This window comes from Methanoculleus chikugoensis (assembly GCF_900095385.1).
Taxonomy (GTDB): Archaea; Halobacteriota; Methanomicrobia; order Methanomicrobiales; family Methanoculleaceae; genus Methanoculleus; species Methanoculleus chikugoensis_A.
The window spans coordinates 1-23,992 of record NZ_FMID01000018.1; the positions used below are offsets into that span (position 1 = coordinate 1).

A 23,992-nucleotide genomic window follows, 5' to 3' on the forward strand; every position below is an offset into this window, starting at 1 on the left:
GCGAGGTGCAGAGGATGCTCTCGATCTCCGACGGGACGACGACGGTCCGGCCCACCATATCGGTGATCGTGCGGTTTTCAGCCGAAGAGAGTGGTTCCTGGGTGGTTGTGCAGGCGGCGGAGGCGCAGAGGAGAACGGCACAGACACCGAGCATGATGAGCAGAAGATGACAACGTTTTATAATACCTACCACGTCCATTCAGTCCTCTCCGAGACGCTCTGAGAGTATCGGAGGCTTACGGTATCGTGGTTGGGGCGCGGCCCTTATTAAAAATAATCATTTAACTGTATGTTAATGTTAATTAAGATACATTGGAATACTATTGAAAAAGTCTCCCCCTCCCCGCTACGGGAACCGGGCCCGGGCACTCCGGCGTTCGGGAGACCTCCCGCTCACGGCACGAGAGGAAACCGACGACGGCAGCCCGACCACCCTCACTCCATCTCGAGCGCTTTTGCGGCCGCCCGCCCGATCAGTTCCGGCGGGATCGCCTCGTACTCCTCGCCGCTGTAGCGGAGCGTCCGGCACTCCTCCTCCTCCCCGCAGGTCTCGCAGGAGTCGCAGGATGCACAGGAACAGGCTGTGGCGGTCACCTCGACCCCTTCGAGGAGGACTTCGATCGGGATGCCGTTGAAGAGGAGACTCTCCGATCCTGCGGGGGCATCATCGGGGAGGACGGTCTCGTCCACCCGGACGCCGACCCCCTCCATCTCGAGGAGCATGCGAATCTCCGCGAGAACGGCCGAAAGCGTCATTCCGGTTTCCTCAAACTCTTCGGCGGTCTTCTCGATCTCGTTTCCAATGTGCTTCCATTCGATGACGAGTTCCTTCTTCATGGTGTACCTCACTGTTGGCATCGACACGACATCTTCCTGTCGCCGCACCGGATCACATCCTCCGCGGCATGCTCCGCCTGTGCAGGCGCATCGCGGCGGCGGTGAAGACCAGGGCAAAGAGGGCGAGCGCCGCGATATCGACCATCACCGGGAAGTGGTGTGCGCCGGAAAAAGCGTAGCGGACGACGTCCGTGAAGTAGGTGAGCGGCGAGCAGACCGCAAGCATGAGCCCCCACGCTGGCATCTGCTCCAGGGGGACGAAGATGCCGGATATGAAGACGAGCGGGAACTTCAGGAGGGTGGAGAGCATCATGATGTTCGAGGGCACGTTCGTCGGGGGGACGGCAAGAAGCATGCCGATTGCCGAAAAGCAGCATGCAGCGATGGGGATTGATACCCCGAGCACGATGCCGTGCAGGAGAGGCAGGCCGAGCCCGATCGCGATGAGGATGGTGACCGCCGTGACCCCGATCCCGAAGAGGACGGAGGCGATCATGTCCCCGAGGACGATCGCCTCGATGGTGACGGGGGAGGCGGCAAGCCGTTCGAGCGTCCTTGCCTGCCCTTCCCAGGGGAAGATCGCCGGCGAAACGGCGGTCGCGGTGAAGAAGAGGGTCATCCCCACGAGCCCGGAGAGGAGGAACGCGAGAGGGAGGTCCCGGCCGCCCAGGAAGAAGGCGAGAAAGAGGAAGACCGGCATGAAGATCCCGAAGATGAGCACCGGGCCCTTGAGGTAGTAGACGCGGATATCCTTTCTGGCGATCGCCCACGCCCGGCGCGCCTGCTCGCCATACGCCGCCGGATTCACGGCCGCTCCTCCCCGGTCAGCCGCAGGAAGGCCTCATCGAGCGACGGGGCGAGGGTGTTTAAGGTGAGGATCGCCGCACCGCAGTCGGCGCTGAAGGCCACGAGCGACCGGATGGCGAGATCCGGATCCTCAGTAACGATCCGCCACTTGTCCCCCGTCCGGTCCGCTTTGACCACGCCGTCGAGTCCCGCGAGGGCGTCGGCGGAGACCGGCCGGTCGAAACTCACCTCAAGCCGGTGCAGGCGGTCGATCGCGGTCTTCAGCCTCTCGGGGGCATCGATCGCGACGATCTTCCCGGCCCGGATGATGCCTATGCGGTCGCAGAGGCGGTTCGCCTCCTCCATGTTGTGGGTGGTAAGGAAGATCGTGGTTCCGTCCGTGTTCAGGTCGCGCAGGAGGACGAGGATCATCTGCGTGCTCTGCACGTCGAGCCCGCTCGTCGGTTCGTCGAGGAAGAGGAGCTCGGGCTCGTGGATGAGCGCCATGGCGAGGATGAGCCGCTGCTTCATCCCCTTCGAGTAGCCCTGCACCTTCTGGTCTCGTCTCCCGTAGAGACCGAGGGTCTCGAGGAGGTCGCGTGACCGCCGTTCTGCCCGGGTGCGGTCGAGCCCGTAGAGGTCACCCATCAGCATGAGGTTCTGCCACGCGGTGAGCTCGACGTAGGCGTTCGAGGTCTCGGGCACGACGCCGAACCGCTGCTTCGCCTGAACCGGTTCCTTCAGGATATCGTGGCCGAAGATCCTCACACTCCCACCGTCCATCGGAACGACGCCGGTGAGCATCCGCGTGGTGGTGGTCTTCCCGGCGCCGTTCGGCCCGAGGAACCCGAAGATCTCGCCCCGCCGGACGTGAAACGAGACGCGATCCACGGCGGTGACGGCGCCGAAGGTCTTTGTGAGGTTCTCGACCTCGATCACGTTCGGCATGCCATCTCCTCCCGACCGGCCCGGCCGCCGGCGAAAGACGCGGACGTCTGTGCAGAGCTCAGTATTTCGTTAACGATCTCCCCGGTCACGGCGGGACCCAACTTGGAGAATACTCTAGAGTTGAAATATAAAAACGCACGTTATCGGGCGAGTACGGGCCGTACGTGATGCCAGGGAACTGTCAGAATATTCCGGCCCACTGAGGCCACCGGCGTTCGCACGGCCTTCCGCTCAAAGACTGCGGAGAGGAGGGATGTGCCCTCGACCCCGCACTACCTGTCTACTCCTCTTTCGGCTCAGATACTTCCGTCTTCATCTTCGGGACAATCTTCGTCCCGCAACAGCCGCCGCCGCTCCCGCAGCCGCAGCCGGAAGAGAAGAGTTTCTTTACCCTTGAGCCGATACATCCTTCTTCATTCTTTTCATTGCTGTCTGTCATGTCGCCACTCTCGCTCCAGCAGATGCGCCGGAGTGTTTTACGCTGACTAACTGTTTGCTGTGCCGGCGTATGAAAGTTTTAGTCTCATTACTCTCGAATCCCCGGGCGCAGGCGCAGACAGGAGCCCGGCAGGAGGTGGGACACGCGAGCAGCATTGCGGCGAGAAAGCCTATCCCGATCCCGACAATGCGCTGCATCCAGTATTCGAAGATCTCTGCTGCCTTCATCCCCTGATCGCATCCATAACGGCGGCCGAGAGGCGCTCGATCTCGTCGAACCGGGGTTCGGCCATCCCGTTCTTTACGATACCGCAGTCGGTCGCGACGATATGCAGGTGGGGCTCGACCCCGAGCGCCCGTAACTTCTTCCTCCCGCAGCAATCGCCGCACCCGTCCAGCACCAGGATGCGATCCGCGTGCCGGACCGCGGTCTCCAGCGCCGCCGTCGGCCGGGTTGCCGCGATGCAGGCCTCGATCCTCCCGCCGCACCGGCGCATGAGCGCCGGTCCGGTCTGGGCGGTCAGTTTCCCGGTATTCGAGACCCCGGAACAGGTGATGACAGTGAACGCCATCTAGACCGCCCCGAACGCCGTATCGATCCGCGGGAAGAGGGGGCAGATCCTTCCCTCCACCACCTGTGGGCGTACGGAACGATGGGCGCAGACGAAGACGCTTCTCTTCCTCACAAGATCACTCCAGCCCAAGCGCCTTCAGCGCCGCCCGGGCGATCAGCTCCGGCGGGATCGACTCGTAGCGCTCGCCGTTATACTCGATAGCGCGGCACTCGACGTTGTCCTGCCCGGTGATGCAGGAGCATGAGGCACAGGGCGTGCTGGTAACCTCCATGCCTTCGATGAGGTTCTCAAGCGGCACGCCGTTGAAGAGGATGCTGTTTGAGTCCGCTATCGCCTCGTTTTCAAGGACGGTCTCGACGAACCGGACGGCGATCCCCTCTTCCTCGAGGATGGGGTGAATCTGCTCGACGACGTCCATCACCGCCCGCCCGGTCACGCCGCAGCGCTCGCAGGTGTTCTCGATGTCTCTCCCGACGTGTTTCCATTCGATGACAAGTTCGTTCTTCATGGTAATCCCTCACGTGGCGCAGGACAATATGTCTCGATTGCCCCTCCGTACCAGCGGTCCCGGAGCCGGAGGGCGACGTTCACGAGCGAGATCAGCACCGGCACCTCGAGCAGCGGCCCGACGACGGTGGCAAACGCCACGCCCGAGCCGATCCCGAAGACCCCGATGGCAACGGCGATGGCAAGCTCGAAGTTGTTGCTCGCGGCGGTGAACGCAAGCGACGTTGACTTCCCGTAGTCGACGCCGATCTTCCAGCTCATCCAGAAGCTTGCGAAGAACATGATCAGGAAGTACAAGGTGAGCGGGACGGCGATCCGGACGACGTCGAGCGGCAGCGCCACGATGTTGCCGCCCTGGGTCGAGAACATCACCACGATCGTGAAGAGCAGGGCGACGAGCGTGATCGGCGAGATCTTCGGGATGAACCGGGTATGATACCACTCCTTCGACTTCACCCGGAGGAGCGCAAAGCGGGTCAGGAACCCCGCGATGAACGGGATGCCCAGGTAAATAAAGACCGTGACGGCGACGCCCGCGATGGTGATCGGCACCTCTGTTCCGGCGCCGATACCGAGGAGCGGCGGGAGAACGGTGATGAATACGTAGGCGTAGAGAGCGTAGAAGAGCACCTGGAAGATCGAATTGACGCCGACGATCGCGGCGCAGTACTCGCAGTCGCCCTTCGCGAGATCGTTCCAGACGACGACCATGGCGATGCACCGGGCGAGGCCGACCAGGATCAGGCCGTACATGAACTCCGGCCGGTCCGCGAGGAAGGCTGCCGCGAGGAGGAACATCAGTACCGGGCCGACGACCCAGTTCTGGACGAGGGAGAGGCCGAGTACCCGGGTGTCCCGGAAGACCCGGCCGAGCTCCTCGTAGCGGACCTTCGCGAGCGGCGGGTACATCATCAGGATCAGCCCGAGCGCGATCGGGATGGACGTAGTGCCGACCGAGAACCCTGTAATTGCCTCCGGCACGCCGGGGAGGAAGTAGCCGATGGCGACGCCGGCCGCCATCGCAAGGACGATCCAGAGGGTCAGGTAGCGGTCGATCACCGAGAGGCGTGGGGCCGTGGTCGTCGAATGGATCTGGTCGACGGTGCCCATTGGTTACTCACCGCCGCATCCACACCCGCAGGTGCACTGCGGTACTGTCTGTTCCGTCATGTCACTTCACTCCAAGCAGTATCTGTTTGATATCCTCGACGCAGGGGACGTGGCCGACGACTTTGGCCTCTCCGTCGACGTAGAGCGCCGGCGTCAGCATCACGCCCCGATCGATCATCGCATCAAGGCTCTCGATCTTGCGGATCTCCGCATCGATCTTGAGCTCCCTGACGGCGATCTCGACGTTCTTGTTCATCCGCCGGCACTTGACGCAGCCGGCCCCGAAGACTTCGATCAGTACCATCTCTTCCTCTCCCGGGAAGGCTGAAAGGGTCTCACCCCTGCAGGATCTCCTTGATCTCCTTGACGTCCGCCACCCGGCCGGAGACCTTGAGTTCCCCGTCGACGGCGAGGGCGGGGGTCAGCATTACGCCGCGGTCCATGATCTCGGTGATGTCGTCGACCTTGACGAGTTCGGCCTCGATGCCGAGGTCCTTGATCGCCGCCTCCACGTTCTTCGCGAGCCGCTTGCACCTGGCGCAGCCGGTTCCGAGCACTTCCACCTTCATCGTTTCTTCACCTCGTTCTGGTACTCATAAAGGAGCGCCGCCCGGTAGAGCGGCTCCGCCCCCTTCGGGATGTAGTTGTAAATCTTTACCTGTTTGATGAGTTCGTCGCCGATGGCGCTATCGCCCAATAGGGCGAGGGCGACTGTATCGGCCAGGATATCGTCGAGCATCGCAAGCCCGACGACGACCCCACCGACCTCGATCCGGCGGACGCGCCGCAACGCTTCGGCGGCGCAGCAGGGTTTCTCTCGCTTCTCTGTCTCCATGAGTTCTCTCCTAGAGTAGTGACATCCCGTTCCCGTACAGGAACCCGGCGATGGTCGCGAAGACGACCACCAGCCCCACGTAGGCCGCCGTCTTCTTCGCCCCCACGATCCGGGAGATGACGAGGACGGAGGGGAGGCTGACTGTCGGACCGGCGAGCAGGAGGGCGAGCGCCGGCCCTGCCGCCATATGCCCGGTGGTGTAGCCGAAGGTGGTCCCGATGATCGGGACCTCGAGCAGCGTCGGCATGTAGAGGATCATCCCGACAACAGCCGCAAGGAAGGTCGCGCCGAGCGAGTTGTTCCCGAAGTAGGGCTGGAAAGTCTCCGGCGGGAGGAAGAAGGCGATGATCCCGACGAGGAACGTCCCCCCGATCAGGATGGGGAAGATCTTCTTCGTCAGGTCCCAGGTCTCCAGCCCCCAGTCGGTGACCTCGTCCTTATCGAAGTAGTAGATGAGCAGGACGGCGATCGCGAGGGTGAGGATGTAGACGACCCCGAGCCGAAGCGCCCAGTCGAGCGGTGAAGCGCCGAAGACCAATATCCCTATCAGGAGGGCGAAGAACGCGGGCGTGACCCAGCGCGGCTTCTCCTCCTCGCACGCCCCGGCGACGCTCGGCGCCATCGCCTTTTTCTTGAGCGTCTCGACGTCGGTCGACCGGAAGATCAGCGCCATCGCCAGCCCGATCACGATGGCGAGGACGATCGCAGAGACCGCCCGTGCTATCCCGAGGTCGAACCCGAGCACCCAGGCGGTGTAGATGATCGCGAGGATGTTGATGGCGGGGCCGGCAAAAAGGAACGTCGTTGCCGGACCGATGCCGCTCCCTTTCTTGAGGATCCCGGCGAATATCGGGAGGATGGTGCAGCTGCAGACGGCAAGAACCGTCCCCGATACCGATGCGATCCCGTAGGAGATGTGCCTGGGTGCGTCCGGGCTAAAGTACTTCAGTATCGCGTCCTTCTTCACAAAGGCCGCGATGGCGCCGGCGATGAAGAACGCCGGGACCAGGCAGGTGAGGACGTGCGCCGAGAGGTAGTCGAGCACGGAGGCAAGCCCCGACGCAAGAGCGCCGATGAGTAGGTCGATCATGGTCTGTTCCCTTTCGTTGTAATCTGGTGTTCTTTTATCGTTCCTTCAATCTGCAACTCAGATGACGGCGAGGGCCTGGAACACCACGCCAGCGAAGATAGCGACGCCGAGGATGACCGCCACGAAGGCGGCGAGAAGACGCCGCTCGAAGATCGCGGCGAGCAGCGTCACCTCCGGGATGCTCGCTCCTGCGCCGCCGATGATCAGCGCCATCACGGCACCGATGCCCATCCCCTTCTCGAGGAGGACGGCGCTCACGGGGATGAGCGTCTCCGCCCGGATGTACATCGGGATGCCGATGACCGCCGCGACCGGGATGGCGAGGGGGTTGTCCGGCCCCGCGAGAGAGACGATCAGGTCTCCGGGGACGAACCCGTAGATGAACGCCCCGATCCCCGCGCCGAGGATGAGGTAGGGAAAGACCTGCCGGAAGAGGGAGACGGCGAAGGAGAACGCACCGCGAATCCGTGTCCCGTGGCTGCTGTTGCAGCCGCACGGTTCCGGCCGGCCTTCGACCATGACGTCTTTCACGTAACGGCCGTAGCCGAGCCGTCCGAGGAGCCAGCCTATGACGACCGCGGCCGTGAAGGTAAGGGCGGCGTAGATGGCGGTCGGGACGACCCCGACGAGCGCCACGAGAAGGGCGAGGATCACCGGGTTCAAGAGCGGGGAGGCGAGCAGGAACGACATGCAGACGCCGAACGGAACCCCGATGTCGAGGAGGCCGAGCAGGATCGGGATCGTCGAGCAGGAGCAGAACGGAGTGAGCGCCCCAAATCCGGCAGAAAGGGCATTTCCGACACCCTGCCGCCTCCCGGCAAGCACGCTTCGGATCCGCTCTTCCGGGATGTAAGCCTGCAGCAGCCCGACCAGGAACGTGATCCCGACAAAGAGCAGGATCAGTTCCCCGGCAATGACGACGAAGAACTCTCCGGCGGTGATCAGGTTCGTAACGGTATCCATGGCCGTTCACTCACCGGTCCTGTTCCCTCTCCCAAGACCCGCACGCCGCCCGGGCACGGAACCCCTCGACCCCTCTCTTGCCATGCTCCGCGCCCGGTCACTCCTTCTTCTCGTCCGCCTTCTTCGGCACAATCTTCACGTTGCCGCAGCAGCCGCCGCCGCAGCCGCAGTCGCTCTCCGGTGCAAAAAGATTCTTGATCCGTCCGGCGATGCCTTCCTTCCGGTTTTTGCTGGTGTCGTCCGTCATGGTGCTACGCTCCATCGTTTCAACATTATTTGAAATAGTGTAGTAACGCCACCCGATAAATGTTCTGGTTTCAAAAAGAGTTGAAGCGGGGGGTCAACCAGCGGGCTTGCGGTAAAACCCCTTCAGGCTCGCCGGATAGATCTCACGGATACCCTCCTCGCCGGCGGCGATCGGCCTGACGGGGGCGGGATTCAGAACAGCGTCAGTGAGGTTCTCCGACCGGACAGGGCCGGGGAGCCCGTACCGGTGGAGACCGGAAGCAGGCCCGGAACCGTGAGAACAGACGAGCAAATCGGCGGTTATGACGTCCATGCTCTTTTCTCCTCAGCTGTCGAATGGCTAGCTCGTACCTCGCGCGATAGCAGCGAAAGGTTATAGGTACTTTCGTCTCCCATTATCTCAAAAGAAGGGTGTGATGGTCGGATGGCAGGAGGCGAAGAGTATCAGGAGATATCCCTGCCCCTCCCTCCCGGAGTCGAAGAGTCGCTCTGTCAGTGTGGCGGGATTGCAGGGCTCATAGAACAGTTGCCGGACGATGTGGTGCTTGAGCGGGAGAGCAGCGTTCACCGCGCGCTCGGTGATCCGCTTCGTCTCAAGATCCTCATGATGCTCTCCGTGCAGCCGCTCTGCGTCTGCATCGTCAAGGCGGTGCTCGGCATTGCAGACTCGAAACTCTCCTACCATCTTGGCGTCCTGAAGAAAGCGAACCTGATCGCCGGCGAGGCACAGGGGAACTGGATCATCTACCGCCTGACGACCGAAGGTGGGGCGTGGGCGCAACAGATCGTGGATGACGACGGAAGTTGAAAGATAGGTGGATCTCCGGGGCCCTATACCCCGAGCCCCTCTAAAAACATCCGGTGCAGGCGGAGGTCCCCGCCGAGCTCCGGGTGGAAGGCGAACGCCATGTGCCGGCCGTGCCGGACGGCGACAATCCCCTCCGGGATGCGGGCGAGCACCTGGACCTGAGGGTCAACGTCCATCGCCACCGGCGCCCGGATGAAGACCGCCCGGAAGGGCTCGGCGAGGCCGGCAACCTCGAGCATCGCCTCGCGGGAGTCGACCTGGCGGCCGAAGGCGTTCCGTGCCACGTGCATCGGGATGAGGGAGAGCGGCCGCACCCGGGCATCGTCGACCCGGTCGGCGGAAAGGACCATCCCCGCGCAGGTGGCGAAGATCCCGCCCTCGAACCCCACGAGCGACTCGTAAAGCCCGTTCTTCTCGATCAGCCGGGAGATGGTGGTGGACTCACCGCCCGGTATCGCGAGCGCGTCGAGGTCCGCGAGGTCCTCCACGTGCCGGACCGACGCGACCGACGAGCCCGGCCTCTCCGCGAGCACTTCCCGGAACGCCGCGCTATGCTCGGCGACGTCGCCCTGGAGCGCGAGGACGCCGACCTTAACGCCCACGGGTCTGCAGCACCTCGTCTTCGCGGAGGAGGTGGACGTCGAGGCCCTTCATCGCCTCTCCAAGACCTTTGCTCACCTCTGCGATGACCTTTGCGTCGTCGTAGTGGTTGACGGCCTCCACGATCGCCCGGGCCATCGCCTCGGGGTTCGCGGACTTGAAGATCCCCGACCCGACGAAGACCCCGTCCGCCCCGAGCTGCATCATCAGCGCCGCATCGGCAGGCGTCGCGATCCCGCCCGCGGAGAAGTTCACCACGGGGAGGCGGCCGCGCTTTGCGCACTCGATGACGAGTTCAACGGGCGCCTCGATATCGCGGGCGCAGTCGACGAGCTCCTGGCTGGAGAGGCCGGAGAGCGCCCGGATCCCGCCCATGATCGCCCGCATGTGCCGGACGGCCTCCACGACGTTGCCGGTCCCGGCCTCGCCCTTCGTCCGGATCATCGCCGCACCCTCGTTGATACGGCGCAGCGCCTCCCCGAGATTCCGGGCGCCGCAGACGAACGGGACACCAAACCCGGTCTTATCGATATGGAACTGCTCGTCGGCCGGGGTCAGCACCTCGCTCTCATCGACCATATCCACGCCGAGGGCTTCCAGGATCTGCGCCTCGACGAAGTGGCCGATCCGGGCCTTCCCCATCACCGGGATGGATACCGCATCGATGATCTCGACAATCTTCTGCGGGTCGGCCATACGGGCCACGCCACCGGCCGCTCTGATATCGGCGGGGACTCTCTCAAGCGCCATGACGGCGACGGCACCGGCCTCTTCGGCAAGCTGCGCCTGCTCTGCGTTGACGACGTCCATGATGACGCCCCCCTTCTGCATCGACGCAAAGCCGCGCTTGATCAGCTCGGTGCCAAATCTCAGTTCCTCGAGTTTCATTACTCTTATGTATAGCTCATGGACACCAATAAAAATAGTGCGGCGATCTCCAGGATCACAAAGATGATCGTCGCCGCCCGGACCGCTGAGACGATCCCGGCGCCCCCTTCCGCAATCGTCCGCTCCGCATCCCCGATCGTGTAGGCACCGGGCTTCTCGAGCCGGATACCGACCCCGCCGGCGATGACGGCCATCGGGATCCCGCCGTTGAATCCAGGCCGCTTCTTCGCATCGCGCCGGAGCGCCGCATATGCCGGGGCGAACCGGCCCTTCGCCGCAAAGTAGGCGAGGAGGATGAGGCCGGTCAGCCGCGCCGGGATGAAGTTTGCGATATCGTCGGCGCGGGCGGAGAACCACCCGAGCCGGGCCCGCTCGTCGCGGTAGCCGAGCATCGCGTCCAGAGTGTTGACCGCACGGAAGGCTGCGGCCCCGGCGAGCCCGAAGAGCCCGAAGTAGAAGAGCGGGGAGATGATGCTGTCCACCAGGTTCTCCGTCATCGACTCGTACGCGGCCGAGAGGACGTGCTCGGGATCGAGGCGCGCCGTATCCCGGCTCACCATCATCCCGACCTGTGTGCGGCCCGCATCAACCCCCCCATCATCGAGCGCCCGCACCACGGCAGCGGCATGCTCCTCGAGCGCCCGCCAGGCAAGACAGGCCTTGAGGAGGAAGGGTGCGAGGATGAGGTAGAGGTACCAGGGGACGGCGAGGTCGACGAGCGCGAAGGGTGCGGTGAAGAGCGCGACGGTCAGAACGGCCCCCGCGACCCCGGCAATCCGCTGGATGCGGACCGGGTAGCGGGCCGGGACGCCCCACCACCCGATGAACCGGCCGAGGAGCGCCACCGGATGGTAACGTGAGTGCGGGTCGCCGACCAGCCGGTCCACCAGGAGCGACGCGGCGACTACGACCGCTGCCGCAGCCATGCGAGGATGACCCCGAGGAGGAGCGCCGCGAATGAAGCGGCGTTCAGGAGATCAACCCGGTAGACCAGCCACAGCCCGTAGAGCATCAGGGCGGCGGCGGTGAGGAGAAGGGCCGGGACGGACGACCGCCACTGTAGCGAGGTCGCCGGAACGGCGGGAGTTGCCGGAGCCTCGCCGGGTTCGGGCTCCGGTGCCGCCCGATCCCTGACGACGACCCGGAACTCCGCCTTCCGGGCGCCGTATCCGGCGATGACCTCGATATTGAAGGTGCCGGGGTAGGCGTTCTCCCGGATGGGGATGGCGAACTCCTCGGGCCCGTTCACGTAGAGGTTCTCGTGGAAGAAGCCGGTGAAGGTCGAGGAGTTCGAGGAGGCGAGGGTGATGTGCAGCGGCGATCCGTGGTTGACGATCCACAGAACGAGGTCGCTCCCCGGCGTTGCCTCGACCTCGTCCGGAACCTCGATGGAGTTAATCCCCCGGCGGTTGAGATGGATCTCCGTCATCGGCGCAATCAGTCCTCGCAGGCGGTCTGTGGGAGGAGGTTCGGGATGCCCTCGCTGATGGAGTAGTCGACGTTGCACGCCGCGCACCGGAGCGTCCCCTCCAGCACCTCCTCGCCGCTCTCCTCGGTCACGGTCAGTTCGAGTTCCCCCTTGCAGACCGGACAGCAGAGTATCTCCATCAGGTTCTTTCTCATAGTTCGCTCCGAAGATCGATGATCTGGGACATCTCGGGACCCGTCGAGATCAGGGTGACGGGTTTGCCGATGTCCTTTTCGGCCTGCGCGATGAAGTCCCGTGCCGTCTTCGTCAGCTGATCGTACTCCGTCGCGCCGAAACAGGCCGGGTCGACCCGGTCGATCCCGGTGATCGCCGCCTGGGTGCACCCGTTGATCATCGCCGAGTAGCGGGCCATCTTCCCGTCCCAGGTGCCGATGCGGCGCTGGCGGTGGGTGACGGTGCCGAACTCCTCGATACCGAGCTCGTGCGACCGCTCCATCGTCATCTCGGTGGAGAAGGGGCCCTCGCCGACCCGGGTCGGATAGGCCTTGAAGACGACGATGACGTCGTCGATCCGGGTCGGGCCGACGCCGTTGTCCGCGGCGATCTGCGACGCGGAGGTGTCCTTGCTCGTCACGAACGGGTAGGTTCCGAAGTAGAGCGAGATCCCGAAGCCCTGGGTCCCCTCGAGGAGAACCACCTCGTCGTTATCGATGGCCCGGTTGACGTCCTGGGCCACGTCGGTGATGAACCCCGCGAGCTCCGGGACGTCCTTCGCCTGCCGCGACGTCCTGAGAACGCGGTCCGCGTTCGCCGGGCCGCACCCGGTTCCGGTGCTCCCGATCTTCTTACTGAGGTGATCGCTCCCCTTGTCCCGCGCGATGTGCTCCTCCTCGATGACCCCGCACCGCCCGTCGACAAATATCCTGTCCCGGACGCCGACCAGGTCGACTTCCCGCAGAAAGACACGGGGATCGACGAGTACGCCGCTCCCGATCATGAGGCTCGCTCCCGGGTAGACGAAGCCCGAGGGAACCATCCGAACCCCGTACTCCTTCTCTCCAATGAGGACGGTATGCCCTGCATTCGGGCCGACGCCGCCCCGGGAGATGATGGATGGTCTGTCCTGGTGAGCGATGTGGGCCACGATCTTTCCTTTTCCCTCGTCACCAAAGAACCCGCCGACGATAATAGTACAACTCATTGTTCTATCAAGTAGGATGGAGCGATACATGCTGATAAACGTTACAATGTGGTACCGGGAGAACGGCCACCCCGTTTAAAGGCAACCGGGTTTCAGCACCCCCTGCATCCGCCGCAACACCGTTCCGCGCCCCGGAAAAGAGGCTCGGGACAGACCCGGGCCGGGCAGGGCGCCGCACCGCGATATTCGCGTATATCCCGGATCTCCCGCGGCAGCAGTCATTGTGTGGCAACCCTGACCTGTGCGGATCATCCCGGACACGATCACCGTCGGGATCTTGACCCCTTCATTTCCAGTGGAATTTTCGTCCCAGAGGCATCACCGGCCGAAGTATCGAGTTTTTCCTCCGGTGCGGGATGCCGATCTGTAGCCAGATCAGTCCACCGGGGCACAGGTATGAACCCGGCGTTCCGGTCGGGGTTTCGAGGACAAGGCATGTATGGCCGGTACAGGCGCACCGGGATCCCGACCGGCCAAAATCCCCGAATAAATCCACATCTCCAGTGGAAATAAAGGGGTTCTCCACCCGTCATTCCTCTGTCGGACATCAGACTGTCGGTTGCCGGGGCAGGGATCTCCCATAAAAGAGCTTCGATTTTCGTTTGAAGATATTTATGGAGGTATTTTTATTTTAACGATTCTAAAAAGGTTCCCATCCGGGAGAGGGCCTCTTTGAGATCGTCGCGCGAGACGGCATAGGCGCACCGCACGTGCCCGGCGCCGGAGGGGCCGAGAGCGCTCCCGGGGACGACCGCGACGTGCTGTTCGCGTAAAAGCCCCTCCGCAAACTCGACATCGGTCATGCCGGTGCTCTCCACCGACGGGAAAGCGTAAAACGCACCCTTCGGAACGTGGCAGGCAAGGCCGAGGTTGTTCAGCCCGTCGACGAAGAGGTTGCGCCGGAGACGGTACTCCTGGACCATCGCATCCTTCTCGGCCTCTCCGTTCCGGAGCGCTTCATACGCCGCGATCTGGCCCATGACGGGGGCGCAGAGCGCGACGTACTGGTGGATCTTCAGGGCCGCCGCGGTGATCTCGGGCGGGGCGCAGAGGTAACCGATCCGCCACCCGGTCATGGCGAAGGCCTTCGAGAACCCGTTCAGGGTGATCGTCCGGTCCCGGAGTTCCGGGAGCCGTGCCGGCGAGAAGTGGTCGCCGTCGTAGGTGAGCTCGGCGTAAACCTCGTCGCTGATGAGGAGGAGGTCGTGGTCGACGAGGATATCGGCGATGCCGCGCCAGTCCGCCTCCTCCATCACCCCGCCGGTGGGGTTGTTCGGGAAGTTTGCAATCAGCGCCTTCGTCTTCGGGGTGATGCTCTCCGCGAGCGCGTCGGCCGTCAGCCGGAACTCGTCCGCCGCCCGGCAGAGGACGGGCACCGGGGCTCCTCCGGCAAGGGAGACGCAGGGGTTGTAGGAGACGTAGCAGGGCTCGGCGACCAGGATCTCGTCTCCCGGGTCGGTGACCGCCCGGATGGCGATATCGGCCGCTTCCGAGACGCCGCAGGTGACGATGATCTCCGCTTCGGGATCGTAGCGCGTGGAGAAACGGCTATCGAGGTAGCGGCTGATGGCGTCCCGGAGCTGGGGCGTCCCCTTGTTCGAGGTGTAGGCGGTCGATCCCTGCTCGATGGAGTAGATGGACGCCTCGCAGACGCACCAGGGGGTCACGAAGTCCGGTTCGCCGACGCCCAGGGATATGACGTCTTCCATCGTCTGGGCGATATCGAAGAACTTGCGGATACCCGAGGGAGGTATGGCGCGGGCCCGTTTCGAGACGAAATCCCTCATGCGTCTCGCCTCAGAACGAGTAGGGGAGCCGCTCGACCTCTTCGCGCCCGGCGAAGGTGGTCCCGTTCTCCTTGTAGGTCTTCATGATGATGTGCGTCGCCGTCTCGCGGATCCGGTCCATCGGAGCGATCTGTTCGGAGACGAACCGCGCGATCTCGTGCATGCTCGGCCCGGTGACCAGGATCTGGAGGTCGTACGCGCCGGTCATCAGGCGGAGCGACCGGACCTGCGGGAACCGGGCGATCCGCTCGGCAATCCGGTCGTAGCCGAAGTCCCGCTCGGGCGAGACTTTGAGCTCGAGCACTGCAGCGACGTTTCCGTCGCCGGCCCGCTCCCAGTCGACGACCGCCCCGTAGCGGCGGATGACCCCGTCCGTTTCCAGCCGGCCGATCCGGTCTTTTACGTCCTCTTCGCTCATCTCGGCCAGCACCGCAAGTTCTTTTTCCGGGGTGCGGCAGTTCTCCTCCAGGAGGTGGAGGAGGATACGGTCCTTCTCGTCCATAGTTTCACCTGAACATTGCTCTCAGTCGGTTGATGTCGAGTTTCTTGAGCCTTTCGTCGTCGAGCCTCGGGTCGCGCGTGACGACCTCCTCGATCTTGCTCGTCGTTGCGTCGAACCACATCTCCTTCGTCCGGCCGTAGCGGCCCCGCGATATAACCCGGGTGTTGATGACGCCGAGCATGTTGAGTTCGGAGATGAGGTCCGTGATCCGGCGGTGCGTCAGAACGTCGAGATCGATGATCCGGGCGATCTCACGGTAGACCACCGTGACCTCGCCGCTCGTGAAGATCCGTTTGCCCATCTGCTCCAGGATCAGCATCGCGTAGAGAACCGCCTTGCTCTGGGTCGGGAGGGTGGAGATGCACTCCACCATGCTGTCGGTCTCGATCTTCTCCTGGGCCATCCGGACGTGCTTCTCGGTCACACCCGCAGCGTTCTCACGGTCCGCGAGTTCGCCCGAGACCCGGAGGAGGTCGAGCGCCCGCCGTGCGTCGCCGTGCTCCTGGGCCGCGAGCGCCGCACAGAGCGGGATGACCGTCTCGTCGAGCGCGCCGTCGATGAACGCCATATCCGCCCTCTGCTGGAGGATGTCGCAGAGCTGCGGGGCGTTGTAGGGGGGAAAGACGATCTCCTCTTCGGAGAGCGAGGAGAGGACACGGGGGTCCAGGAAATCGGTGAACCGGAGGTCGTTCGAGATCCCGATGATGCTCACCTTCGCGAACTTGAGGTCGGAGTTGATCCGGGTGAGGTTGTAAAGGGTGTCGTCGCCGCTCTTCTTCACGAGTTTGTCGATCTCGTCGAGGATGATGACCATGACCCCGCCGATGCTCTCGAGCTGGTTTTTGAGCTCCATGTAGACCTGGTCGGTCGGCCACCCGGTCATCGGGATGAGGTTCCGGGGGCTGTCGCTCGGGTGATCGTCGGCGTCGTCGAGACCGTTCGCGATCTGGGCGAGGACACGGTATTGGGTGTCGATCACCTCGCAGTTGAGGTGGACGATCCTGCACTTCGTCCCGGCGAGGACACTCGCGTTCTCAAGTTCCGTCCCGACGTACCGGGCCGATGCCGTCTTCCCGGTCCCGGTCTTGCCGTAGATGAGAATGTTTGAGGGAGTCTCATTCGTAAGGGCAGGTGCGAGAATGGAGGCGAGTTCGTCGATCTGGGGCTTCCGGTGAGGAAGGATCTGGGGACGATAGTTGTGACGGAGCACTTCCCTATTCTTGAATATACGTCTATTGGTCAGGTATTTTTTGAATAACCCCATTGGGCTCGTTTTATCGTCCGACATGGTGTCACCGGGGAGGTCAGCAGGACACGAAATTTTCGTGTCGAGGTCTCTTAATATGATCGCTTTAGGGACTGATAACCCCTTCGTTTCCAGTGGAACTTTAGACGCCTGATCATCAGGAGATCCCGATGAACCGGTCAGGTTGAAGGGGAGTGGGAAGGGAACTGATGGGATCGCCCCGACCCCTTTGTTTCGTGTGGAAACCTGATGACGATACACGGGTGTATCGTTCATTCAAAAACTGATGACAATGGTCATGTGTACCTCTGAAACTCAAGATATAAAGTTTTATCGTATAAGTACAGAGAAAAGAAAACACGGAAATCAGGGATAAAACAGATTATGGGAGGGAAAGAAGAGATTAAAAGGATAACAAAGGGATAAAAACAACAGAAAAACGCAATAAAAGGCATAAAAAGTTTTATTTTGAAAACAAATGTCAATAAGGAGGTTAATGAAAAATAGACAGTAGAGATGTAACGAGAACAGATAACCCTGGAACAGCTCATCCGGCCAGGGATCCAGTCGCATCTTCTAACCACATCTTCCACCCGACCACTGTTCCGATCCATTCCTTCTCAATTTCATCTCATCTCTCCCAGCCTCGTCTCATCTCATCTCGATTCTTCTCCCTCCAACTCCGTCCTATTCCGTTCTATCTGACCTGATTCACCCATTTCCGTCCTGATCCGGCTCATCTCGTCTCCATCTCTCTCTAATCCCGCCCCGTTACGTTCCATCTGACCTGATTCGCCCATTTCCGTCCTATCCTGGCCAGATCCGTCCATTTTCGTCCTGATCGACTCATCTCGATCCATCTCCCTTCAACTCTGTCCTGTTCTGTCCCATCCTGGCCGGATTCACCTAACTTTGCCCTGATCCGATCCATCCCATCCACTCATCCTCATGAGAGCGATCTCGCCAATCTTTCCGGATCAACGGATTTCCTCTCTAGAAATCCTGTATTTCGGCTCCTATCCTCTTCCCCCTCTCCGTCTCCCGGTCTGCAGCGCCCTTCCTTTCTCCACACGAAACAAAGGGGTCGGGGATTGAACTCCCTAAAACAGGGGATAGAATGAAGTAAAATACATGATACAGGGGTACTGGAAGATCCTATGGACAGCAGCCATCGTAAACAGCTCACTGTGACCGGTGCCGTCATCACCGTCTCCTCGACCCGGAAACCCGAGACCGACGCCAGCGGGAAGACGCTCACCGACCTCCTCTCGGCCGCGGAGATCGAGGTGACTCATTATGCCGTCATCCCCGACGACCGGGAACGGATCCGCGCTGAGGTCCGCGCGGCGCTTTCGCGTGCAACCTGCGTCATCGTTACCGGGGGCACCGGGCTCACCGCCGACGATGTGACCATCGAGGCCGTCGCGCCGCTCCTTGAAAAGACGATCGATGGATTCGGGGAACTCTTCCGGCTGAAGAGTTACGAAGAGATCGGGACGGCCGCGATCCTCTCGCGGGCGATCGCCGGAGTCGTCGGCGGCCGTGCGGTCTTCTGCATCCCGGGCTCGACGAAGGCGGTTACCCTCGCCGCAAACGAGATTATCATCCCCGAGATCCGGCACATCCTGACCCACGCCGGGGCCGGTCAGCGGTAGTGCGCCGTTTTACCTGCGAAGGGTAGCGGCAAAGTCTCACGCGAAGGACGCGAAGCCGCGAAGGGGGCTGCTCTCGGATAACCGATTTTCGCGCCCTTCGCGGCTTCGCGTGAGCAAACAGGCGCGGATAACGATACAGCCTCACGCGAAACCGCGAAAAAGAAATTTGTTTAAGTCAGCGGTAGATGTCGAGGAGCGCCACCCGCTCGATGACCAGCTCGCGGAACCGGTCCTCGCCGACAACCGCAACCTCCTCGGGGGTGATCGAGAAGAGGTCCGCGAGAAGCGCCCGCTTTTTGGGATCGATCTCCTCCTCACCCTGTTCGTCGCGAACGATCTTCACGAGACCGGCCAGCCGGTCCCGCACACCGGGCGCCGGCGGGCAGACGGCGACGTATGAGCGGTTCTCGCCCGGGTGAATCCCGAACGACGAGGCCACCTGGCACTGCCGGGTTCCTGCGGCGTAGAGGAGCGCCTCCATCTCAAGCGAGTTCGCGATCGCTTCGCCGCCGGCCCAGGACCGCCGGGCGTGCCGGAGCGCCGCCTCGACGTGTTCCCGTCCGGTCAGGCGGTCGGCGTCGAAGAGGATGATGTGGGTCTCAAACTCGTCGGCGATCGCTCGGATCTCCTGAAGGAACGCGGCGTTGTCGTCGACCGTGAAGACCGCCCGGTAGATCTCGCATGGTATCTCTGTCATATTCATTCACCCGAACCGGGAGAGGGTCGACTGCTCCTCGCCGGGCTCCGCGATCTCCTCCCGCCTTCCCTCGAGCTGCTCAAAGATCTGGGCGGCGATCCCCTGTCCGAGGATCTTTCCGACCTTCTCCGGTCCCGCCTCCCGGAGCGCCTCGATCGAGCCGATACCGTTGTTGAAGAGCCTGCGGGCCCGGACGCGCCCGATCCCGCGGAGTTTGATGAGCGGCAGGAGCTCCTTCTTGATACCGTGCTTGGTCCGGAGCTCCATCTCCTCGATGGGATCCGCGAGGTGCGGGGAAAAGAGCCCGGCGAGGTGGCGGGACGCGTGAACCAGCCAGGCCACGCTCTCCACCATCCCGTAGACGTCGCCCGGCCCGACACCGTAGCGCTCGCAGATCACGTCTTCGCCCACCTCGTCCGCCCAGTCGGCGAGGAGGAGCGCGGTCTTGAGGCTCCGGTCGAACTCCTCGCCCGCGTCCCAGGGGATCTCCATCCAGAGTTCGTCCCGGTGGTCGGCAAGGAACCGATCGAGGGCGTACATATCGTTCTTGCGGACAAAGAGCGTCGGCATATCCGGCGTCGTGCAGAGGAGGTGGAGGAAGCCGATATCGGTGTATTCCTTCCGGTGCGTCATCGCGTTCACGATCACCTCGGCGCTCCGGGGATCGATGTAGAGCCGGGAGACGAGCGACCCGTACTCGGTCGTCTCGAGCCACTCCCCCACCTCGGTGATCATCTCCGCTTCCCGCAGGAACTCGAGGACCCGGTCGACCGCCCGTTTCAGCGCACGCGGGCTCTCGCCCTGGTAGGCGTAGAACGTCCCGTCCATGAACCCGAGCACGTCGCCGCGCTCGCGGGCGAAGCCGGTCGCGATGAGCGAGAGGACGTGGGTGCAGAGGACCGCCTCTTCCGCGCACCGGCTCCGGACGTCTTCTGCCATCGCCTCGATGTAGTAGTCGAAGAGCTCGTCGACCATCTCCTCGGACTTCGCGATCAGGACGGCCTCGCCGTAGGGGTCGAGGCGCGGTCGCCCGGCCCGCCCGGCCATCTGCCGGTACTCCCGAACCGGGATCGGGAGCATCCCCTCCCCGGCGTTGAACCGGAGGTAGTCGCGGACGATCACCCGCCGGGCGGGGAGGTTCAAGCCGGCCGCGAGCGTCGGGGTGGAGGAGATGACCTTGATCTGCCCCTCACGGAACCCCGCTTCGACGATCCCCCGCTCCTCCCGCGAGAGCCCCGCGTGGTGGAACGCCGCCCCCTGCGCGACGCAGGCGGCGAGGGTCTTTCCCATATCGGTCGCAGCGCTCGACCGTATCTTATCGGCGTAGCCGGCGAGGTCGGGGTTTGCCAGTTTCAGGCCGGATGCCGCGCGTTTCGCGAACGCCTCGGCGTTTTTGCGCGAGCTGACGAAGACCAGGCACTGCCCCCCCTCCGCGACCGTGTCGAGAACGAGGTCCAGGTCCACGTACTTGCTTTTGCGCTCAACCTCCCGGATGCTGTCGGCAAACCGGATGCCGTCTTCGAAGAAGACCCCCTCCCGGAGATCGACCGGCCGCCACTCGCTCTCGACGAGTTCGGCGTCCAGCCACCCGGCGAGATCCCGCGGATTCCCGATGGTCGCCGAGAGGGCGATGATCTGCATCCCGGGGTTCTTGTGGCGGAGTTTTGCGATCACCATCTCGAGCGTCGCCCCCCTGGAGGGGTCGTCGATCAGGTGGACCTCGTCGACGACGAGCAGGCTGATCTCCGCGAGCCACGGCGTCCGGTTCCGCAGGAGCGAGTCCACCTTCTCGCTCGTCGCGACGATGATGTCGTTCCTCCCGAGATACTCGTCCCTTCGATCGAAGTCGCCGGTGGCGATCCCGATGCGGAGACCCTTCCCCGAGAACTCCTCGAACTTCTCGCTCGCGAGCGCTCGCAGGGGAACGATGTAGAGGCACTTCCCGCCCCTCCCCACCTGGTGGTGCATCGCCATCTCGGCGACCAGGGTCTTGCCGCTCGCGGTGGGGATGGCGACGAGGAGGTTCTTTCCCGAAAAAAGGCCCGCTTCGACGCAGGCGGCCTGCGGCGGGTAGAGTTCCGTGATCCCGCGGCGTGCGTAGCCGGCCGCGAGATCCGGCGGGACGGGGAGTTCGGCTATCTCCATGTGTACCCCTTCATTTCCACTGCAAACCGCATATCTCCAGTATCGCCATGGGCAGGGTCGGTCCGGCCCTGCCGCATCACGAGTAGTACTCCAGCATCGCCTGCTTGGCTTCCTTCTTCTTCCGGTCGAGGAAGGCGTAGACGTTCTCGTGGGGCACGCCCTGGATCAGCATCTCGATCGCCTTCCTCGCGGTCTCGACCTGGTCCGGGAGACCGATGATGGCGACGGTCTTGCCGTGGACCGAGATCTCCGTGGTGGTCATATCCTCGATCTGGGCGCGGGACGTCCCCGCCTTCCCGATGATCCGGCCCCGGAGCCGTTCGAGCTGCCGGGTCGTCCCCGAGAGGTCGGCGAGGTCGAGGATATCGAGCATCATATCCTCGTCGTCGAGGAGCTGGAACGCACGTTCCGGCGAGAACCCCCGGTTGATCGCCGAGACGACGTTCGTCGCCGTCATGACGCCGACGGGGTCCTCCCCCTCAAGCGTCACAAGCCCCTCCTCGCTGTCGATCCGGAGGGTTATCCCGGTCTTCTCCTCGATCTCGCGTTTTGTGGACCCGCTCTTGCCGATGAGTACACCGATCCTCGCTGTTGAAACTTTCATCTCCTGTCTGGTCATGGTTGCATCCCTTCTTCCGGTGTTCAGGGCTCCCGGCGCCCGGTGCCGACGAGCGTTTTGATGATCTCCTGCTCGTCCCGCACATCGCAGTAGCGGGAGAAGTATCGATTGAGGTTCTTGATATCCCGGACCAGAAACGCCGACGCCCGCGGGTGATCCAGGGTGACCGCCTGTCCCATATCGATAAGGTATGGTTTCTCGTGGTAGAGGATATTGTATTCGGAGAGGTCGGCGTGAACCAGGCGCGCCTCCCGGTAGAGCCGCTCCACGTAGCCGAGGATCTCGCGGTATACCGCTCCGTAGTCCTCGACGTCGGCGTTCCGGAGCTGCGGGTACGGCATCTCGTCCTGCCCGAGAAACTCCATCAGGAGGATGTTTCGATCGAACGCGAGCGGTTCGGGGGCCGGGATCCCTGCATCGTGCGCCCGGGCGAGGTTGCTGAACTCTTTCTTCGTCCAGGCGAAGATGAGACCCTTGCGCGTCCCCCGGACGCTCGAGAACCGGCGGTCTCCCGCCAGATACTCGGTCATCGCCTTGAAGTTCGCGGTCTGGATGCGGTAGATCTTGATGGCAAGCCCCCGCCCGTTGCGCTCCCCGTAGAAGACGTTCGCCTCTTTTCCGGTGCTGATCGGCCCGCCGATGGCCGAGATCAGTTTCTTGTGGACGAGCTTGTAGAGAGCGATGAGGGTGACCTCGTCGAAGACATCGTCCCGTACCTTCACGGTATCGGCGTCTTTTATCTTGACGCCCATCGCCTCGATCTCGCGGTCGAACCGCTCGTACTCTTCACCGCGGCCCACGGCCGGATCACCTGCTGCAGACGTAATCGTGTACGGGAGCGAGGATATCGATGAGGTGAGCGGCCGCCGCCGTCTTCAGGTCGAGCGGATGGATCTCGCCCGCGGCGTAGGCACGCTCGAGGTCCTCGTAGGCGGCAAACTCCCGGTCGCCGCCGAACTTCTCGGGCCGGCGGATGGCGACCGCATCCGTCCGGGGGAAGACGTGGTAGCGCAGGATCTCGAGCACGGGGTTGTTCTCGACTTCCGGCGGGCAGAACGCCTTCTTCATCTTCTTCTTGATATCCTCCTCGGAGTCGGCGACCGATATGACGTTTCCGGCCGACGACGACATCTTCTTTCCGTCGAGGCCGTTGATGATCGGCGTATGGATGCAGACCGGCGCCGGATACCCGATCGACGGGAGGTGTTCCCGCGCGAGCATGTGAATCTTTCGCTGGTCGATCCCGCCGACGGCGGCGTCAACCTCAAGCGTCGCGATATCGACCATCTGCATGATGGGGTAGACCATCTGCGAGACCGTCGGGTTGTCCATCTGCCGCCCGACCTCGTCCATGCTCCTCTTCGCCCGGTTGAGGGTGATCGCCTGGGAGAGTTTGAGGACGGCAAGCTCGTACTCCGGCGTGAGCTGCACGTCCGTGCCGAGGACGTATTTTGCGCCGCGGAGGCCGAGCCCCTCGAAGCAGCGGCGGTTGTACTCGGCCGTCTCCCGGATCTCTTCCATTGTCCCTTTCCGGTTCAAGAACGCGTGGAGGTCGGCGATGAGCACGGTCACCTCGAACCCCGCCTGCTGCAGGTCCATCAGCTTGTTCACCGTCACCATGTGGCCGAGGTGGATCTCTCCGCTCGGTTCGTAGCCGGTGTAGACCCGCCTGACCGGACGGTCGATGAGCGCACGCAGTTCCTCGTCGGTGACGACCTCTACGGTATTCCGGGTCGCCAGTTCGTACGGATCCATTAAAAATAGTGGGTTTTCCGGGGAGTTAATGCTTCTTCTAGGCGTGTTGACTGCATACAGTTTCCGTCCCTGCAGACGGAGCATTTATGCTGTCCAGCCTATGTTCTCTCACGCGAAGCCGCGAAGAACGGTTTATCTGAGACGAACTCTCCTTCGAAGCCTGATGGCTTCTCATGCTCCGGTTCTACGAACCGTCGCACTTCGCGGCTTCGCGTCTTTCGCGTGAGGAGGAATAGAGAGCATCAACGCCTCACGCAAAAGGGGCGAAGGATGTGATAGGTGGCAGTGCGAGATTTATAAGATTTAAGCGGCAACAAGCACTAGC

30 protein-coding genes are annotated in these 23,992 nt (G+C 62.9%); 2 read left to right on the plus strand and 28 right to left on the minus strand.

Annotation, left to right across the window (positions count from 1 at the left end; genetic code table 11):
• Nucleotides 1-435: 435 nt before the first annotated feature.
• The 14 genes from L21_RS03405 to L21_RS03460 all read right to left on the minus strand — a co-directional run bounded on the left by L21_RS03405 (nucleotide 436) and on the right by L21_RS03460 (nucleotide 8,648).
• Nucleotides 436-858: a DUF2703 domain-containing protein gene (locus L21_RS03405; RefSeq protein WP_256712181.1), complete on the minus strand. Its 423-nt coding sequence runs from the start codon at nucleotides 856-858 to the stop codon at nucleotides 436-438.
• Nucleotides 859-889: 31 nt separating this feature from the next.
• On the minus strand, nucleotides 890-1,645 hold the full coding sequence (locus L21_RS03410) for an ABC transporter permease (RefSeq protein WP_074369105.1): 756 nt from the start codon (nucleotides 1,643-1,645) through the stop codon (nucleotides 890-892).
• Nucleotides 1,642-2,571: an ABC transporter ATP-binding protein gene (locus tag L21_RS03415; protein WP_074369106.1), complete on the minus strand. Its 930-nt coding sequence runs from the start codon at nucleotides 2,569-2,571 to the stop codon at nucleotides 1,642-1,644. The genes L21_RS03410 and L21_RS03415 overlap by 4 nt, the downstream gene beginning before the upstream one ends.
• Before the next feature lie 280 nt (nucleotides 2,572-2,851).
• Nucleotides 2,852-3,010 carry a hypothetical protein gene (locus tag L21_RS14050; RefSeq protein WP_178377675.1) on the minus strand — a complete coding sequence of 53 codons (159 nt, stop codon included), beginning with the start codon at nucleotides 3,008-3,010 and terminating at the stop codon, nucleotides 2,852-2,854.
• Nucleotides 3,011-3,233: 223 nt separating this feature from the next.
• On the minus strand, nucleotides 3,234-3,581 hold the full coding sequence (locus L21_RS03420; protein ID WP_074369107.1) for a putative zinc-binding protein: 348 nt from the start codon (nucleotides 3,579-3,581) through the stop codon (nucleotides 3,234-3,236).
• A gap of 118 nt (nucleotides 3,582-3,699) precedes the next feature.
• Entirely contained in the window at nucleotides 3,700-4,092 is a 393-nt protein-coding gene (locus L21_RS03425) for a DUF2703 domain-containing protein (RefSeq protein WP_074369108.1), read from the minus strand.
• Nucleotides 4,089-5,201: an ACR3 family arsenite efflux transporter gene (gene arsB / locus L21_RS03430; RefSeq protein WP_074369109.1), complete on the minus strand. Its 1,113-nt coding sequence runs from the start codon at nucleotides 5,199-5,201 to the stop codon at nucleotides 4,089-4,091. The genes L21_RS03425 and arsB overlap by 4 nt, the downstream gene beginning before the upstream one ends.
• Before the next feature lie 61 nt (nucleotides 5,202-5,262).
• The gene (locus L21_RS03435; protein WP_074369110.1) at nucleotides 5,263-5,505 is read right to left on the minus strand and encodes a thioredoxin family protein; all 243 of its coding nucleotides are present in this window, start codon (nucleotides 5,503-5,505) and stop codon (nucleotides 5,263-5,265) included.
• 31 nt (nucleotides 5,506-5,536) lie between these two features.
• Entirely contained in the window at nucleotides 5,537-5,770 is a 234-nt protein-coding gene (locus tag L21_RS03440; RefSeq protein WP_074369111.1) for a thioredoxin family protein, read from the minus strand.
• A complete protein-coding gene (locus L21_RS03445) occupies nucleotides 5,767-6,036 on the minus strand; it encodes a hypothetical protein (RefSeq protein ID WP_074369112.1) in 270 nt (89 codons plus the stop codon). The genes L21_RS03440 and L21_RS03445 overlap by 4 nt, the downstream gene beginning before the upstream one ends.
• A 10-nt stretch (nucleotides 6,037-6,046) precedes the next feature.
• Nucleotides 6,047-7,126: a permease gene (locus tag L21_RS03450; RefSeq protein WP_074369113.1), complete on the minus strand. Its 1,080-nt coding sequence runs from the start codon at nucleotides 7,124-7,126 to the stop codon at nucleotides 6,047-6,049.
• 57 nt (nucleotides 7,127-7,183) lie between these two features.
• On the minus strand, nucleotides 7,184-8,089 hold the full coding sequence (locus L21_RS03455; RefSeq protein WP_074369114.1) for a permease: 906 nt from the start codon (nucleotides 8,087-8,089) through the stop codon (nucleotides 7,184-7,186).
• Nucleotides 8,090-8,186: 97 nt separating this feature from the next.
• Nucleotides 8,187-8,351 (minus strand): hypothetical protein, encoded by a 165-nt coding sequence (locus L21_RS14055; RefSeq protein ID WP_178377676.1) that lies wholly within the window; start codon nucleotides 8,349-8,351, stop codon nucleotides 8,187-8,189.
• Between the two features lie 78 nt (nucleotides 8,352-8,429).
• Nucleotides 8,430-8,648 carry a hypothetical protein gene (locus tag L21_RS03460; RefSeq protein WP_074369115.1) on the minus strand — a complete coding sequence of 73 codons (219 nt, stop codon included), beginning with the start codon at nucleotides 8,646-8,648 and terminating at the stop codon, nucleotides 8,430-8,432.
• A gap of 111 nt (nucleotides 8,649-8,759) precedes the next feature.
• Between L21_RS03460 and L21_RS03465 the strand changes: the two genes are divergently transcribed.
• Entirely contained in the window at nucleotides 8,760-9,143 is a 384-nt protein-coding gene (locus L21_RS03465; RefSeq protein ID WP_074369116.1) for an ArsR/SmtB family transcription factor, read from the plus strand.
• Between the two features lie 23 nt (nucleotides 9,144-9,166).
• Here the strand turns inward: L21_RS03465 and pdxT are convergent, their stop codons facing one another.
• The 9 genes from pdxT to L21_RS03510 form a co-directional block, all read right to left on the minus strand.
• Nucleotides 9,167-9,745 (minus strand): pyridoxal 5'-phosphate synthase glutaminase subunit PdxT, encoded by a 579-nt coding sequence (pdxT, locus tag L21_RS03470; RefSeq protein WP_074369117.1) that lies wholly within the window; start codon nucleotides 9,743-9,745, stop codon nucleotides 9,167-9,169.
• Nucleotides 9,735-10,631: a pyridoxal 5'-phosphate synthase lyase subunit PdxS gene (pdxS, locus tag L21_RS03475; RefSeq protein WP_074369118.1), complete on the minus strand. Its 897-nt coding sequence runs from the start codon at nucleotides 10,629-10,631 to the stop codon at nucleotides 9,735-9,737. The genes pdxT and pdxS overlap by 11 nt, the downstream gene beginning before the upstream one ends.
• 5 nt (nucleotides 10,632-10,636) lie before the next feature.
• Nucleotides 10,637-11,557 (minus strand): adenosylcobinamide-phosphate synthase CbiB, encoded by a 921-nt coding sequence (gene cbiB / locus L21_RS03480; RefSeq protein ID WP_074369119.1) that lies wholly within the window; start codon nucleotides 11,555-11,557, stop codon nucleotides 10,637-10,639.
• The gene (locus tag L21_RS03485) at nucleotides 11,536-12,060 is read right to left on the minus strand and encodes a DUF7524 family protein (RefSeq protein ID WP_074369120.1); all 525 of its coding nucleotides are present in this window, start codon (nucleotides 12,058-12,060) and stop codon (nucleotides 11,536-11,538) included. The genes cbiB and L21_RS03485 overlap by 22 nt, the downstream gene beginning before the upstream one ends.
• Before the next feature lie 8 nt (nucleotides 12,061-12,068).
• Nucleotides 12,069-12,254, minus strand: a complete 186-nt coding sequence (locus L21_RS03490; RefSeq protein WP_074369121.1) for a methytransferase partner Trm112 — start codon at nucleotides 12,252-12,254, stop codon at nucleotides 12,069-12,071.
• The gene (locus L21_RS03495) at nucleotides 12,251-13,261 is read right to left on the minus strand and encodes an adenylosuccinate synthetase (RefSeq protein WP_178377677.1); all 1,011 of its coding nucleotides are present in this window, start codon (nucleotides 13,259-13,261) and stop codon (nucleotides 12,251-12,253) included. The genes L21_RS03490 and L21_RS03495 overlap by 4 nt, the downstream gene beginning before the upstream one ends.
• Before the next feature lie 626 nt (nucleotides 13,262-13,887).
• Entirely contained in the window at nucleotides 13,888-15,048 is a 1,161-nt protein-coding gene (locus L21_RS03500; protein ID WP_074369123.1) for an aminotransferase class I/II-fold pyridoxal phosphate-dependent enzyme, read from the minus strand.
• A gap of 10 nt (nucleotides 15,049-15,058) precedes the next feature.
• Entirely contained in the window at nucleotides 15,059-15,550 is a 492-nt protein-coding gene (locus L21_RS03505; RefSeq protein WP_074369124.1) for an Lrp/AsnC family transcriptional regulator, read from the minus strand.
• Nucleotides 15,551-15,554: 4 nt separating this feature from the next.
• Complete coding sequence (locus L21_RS03510; RefSeq protein WP_074369125.1) at nucleotides 15,555-16,838, minus strand: ORC1-type DNA replication protein; 1,284 nt, start codon at nucleotides 16,836-16,838, stop codon at nucleotides 15,555-15,557.
• A gap of 1,115 nt (nucleotides 16,839-17,953) precedes the next feature.
• On the opposite strand from L21_RS03510, the gene L21_RS03515 reads away from it, so the two are divergent.
• Nucleotides 17,954-18,451 (plus strand): MogA/MoaB family molybdenum cofactor biosynthesis protein, encoded by a 498-nt coding sequence (locus L21_RS03515; protein WP_074369126.1) that lies wholly within the window; start codon nucleotides 17,954-17,956, stop codon nucleotides 18,449-18,451.
• Nucleotides 18,452-18,626: 175 nt separating this feature from the next.
• Here L21_RS03515 and cgi121 read toward each other — a convergent pair whose 3' ends face one another.
• From cgi121 to L21_RS03540, 5 genes are all read right to left on the minus strand, one after another.
• Nucleotides 18,627-19,148, minus strand: coding sequence for a KEOPS complex subunit Cgi121 (cgi121, locus tag L21_RS03520; protein WP_256712195.1), 522 nt, complete (start codon nucleotides 19,146-19,148; stop codon nucleotides 18,627-18,629).
• 6 nt (nucleotides 19,149-19,154) lie between these two features.
• Nucleotides 19,155-21,293, minus strand: a complete 2,139-nt coding sequence (locus tag L21_RS03525; RefSeq protein ID WP_074369128.1) for an ATP-dependent DNA helicase — start codon at nucleotides 21,291-21,293, stop codon at nucleotides 19,155-19,157.
• 76 nt (nucleotides 21,294-21,369) lie between these two features.
• On the minus strand, nucleotides 21,370-21,912 hold the full coding sequence (locus L21_RS03530; protein ID WP_074369129.1) for a KH domain-containing protein: 543 nt from the start codon (nucleotides 21,910-21,912) through the stop codon (nucleotides 21,370-21,372).
• A gap of 23 nt (nucleotides 21,913-21,935) precedes the next feature.
• Entirely contained in the window at nucleotides 21,936-22,712 is a 777-nt protein-coding gene (locus L21_RS03535) for a serine protein kinase RIO (protein ID WP_074369130.1), read from the minus strand.
• 7 nt (nucleotides 22,713-22,719) lie between these two features.
• Nucleotides 22,720-23,667: a tyrosine--tRNA ligase gene (locus L21_RS03540; RefSeq protein WP_074369131.1), complete on the minus strand. Its 948-nt coding sequence runs from the start codon at nucleotides 23,665-23,667 to the stop codon at nucleotides 22,720-22,722.
• Nucleotides 23,668-23,992 lie beyond the last annotated feature (325 nt).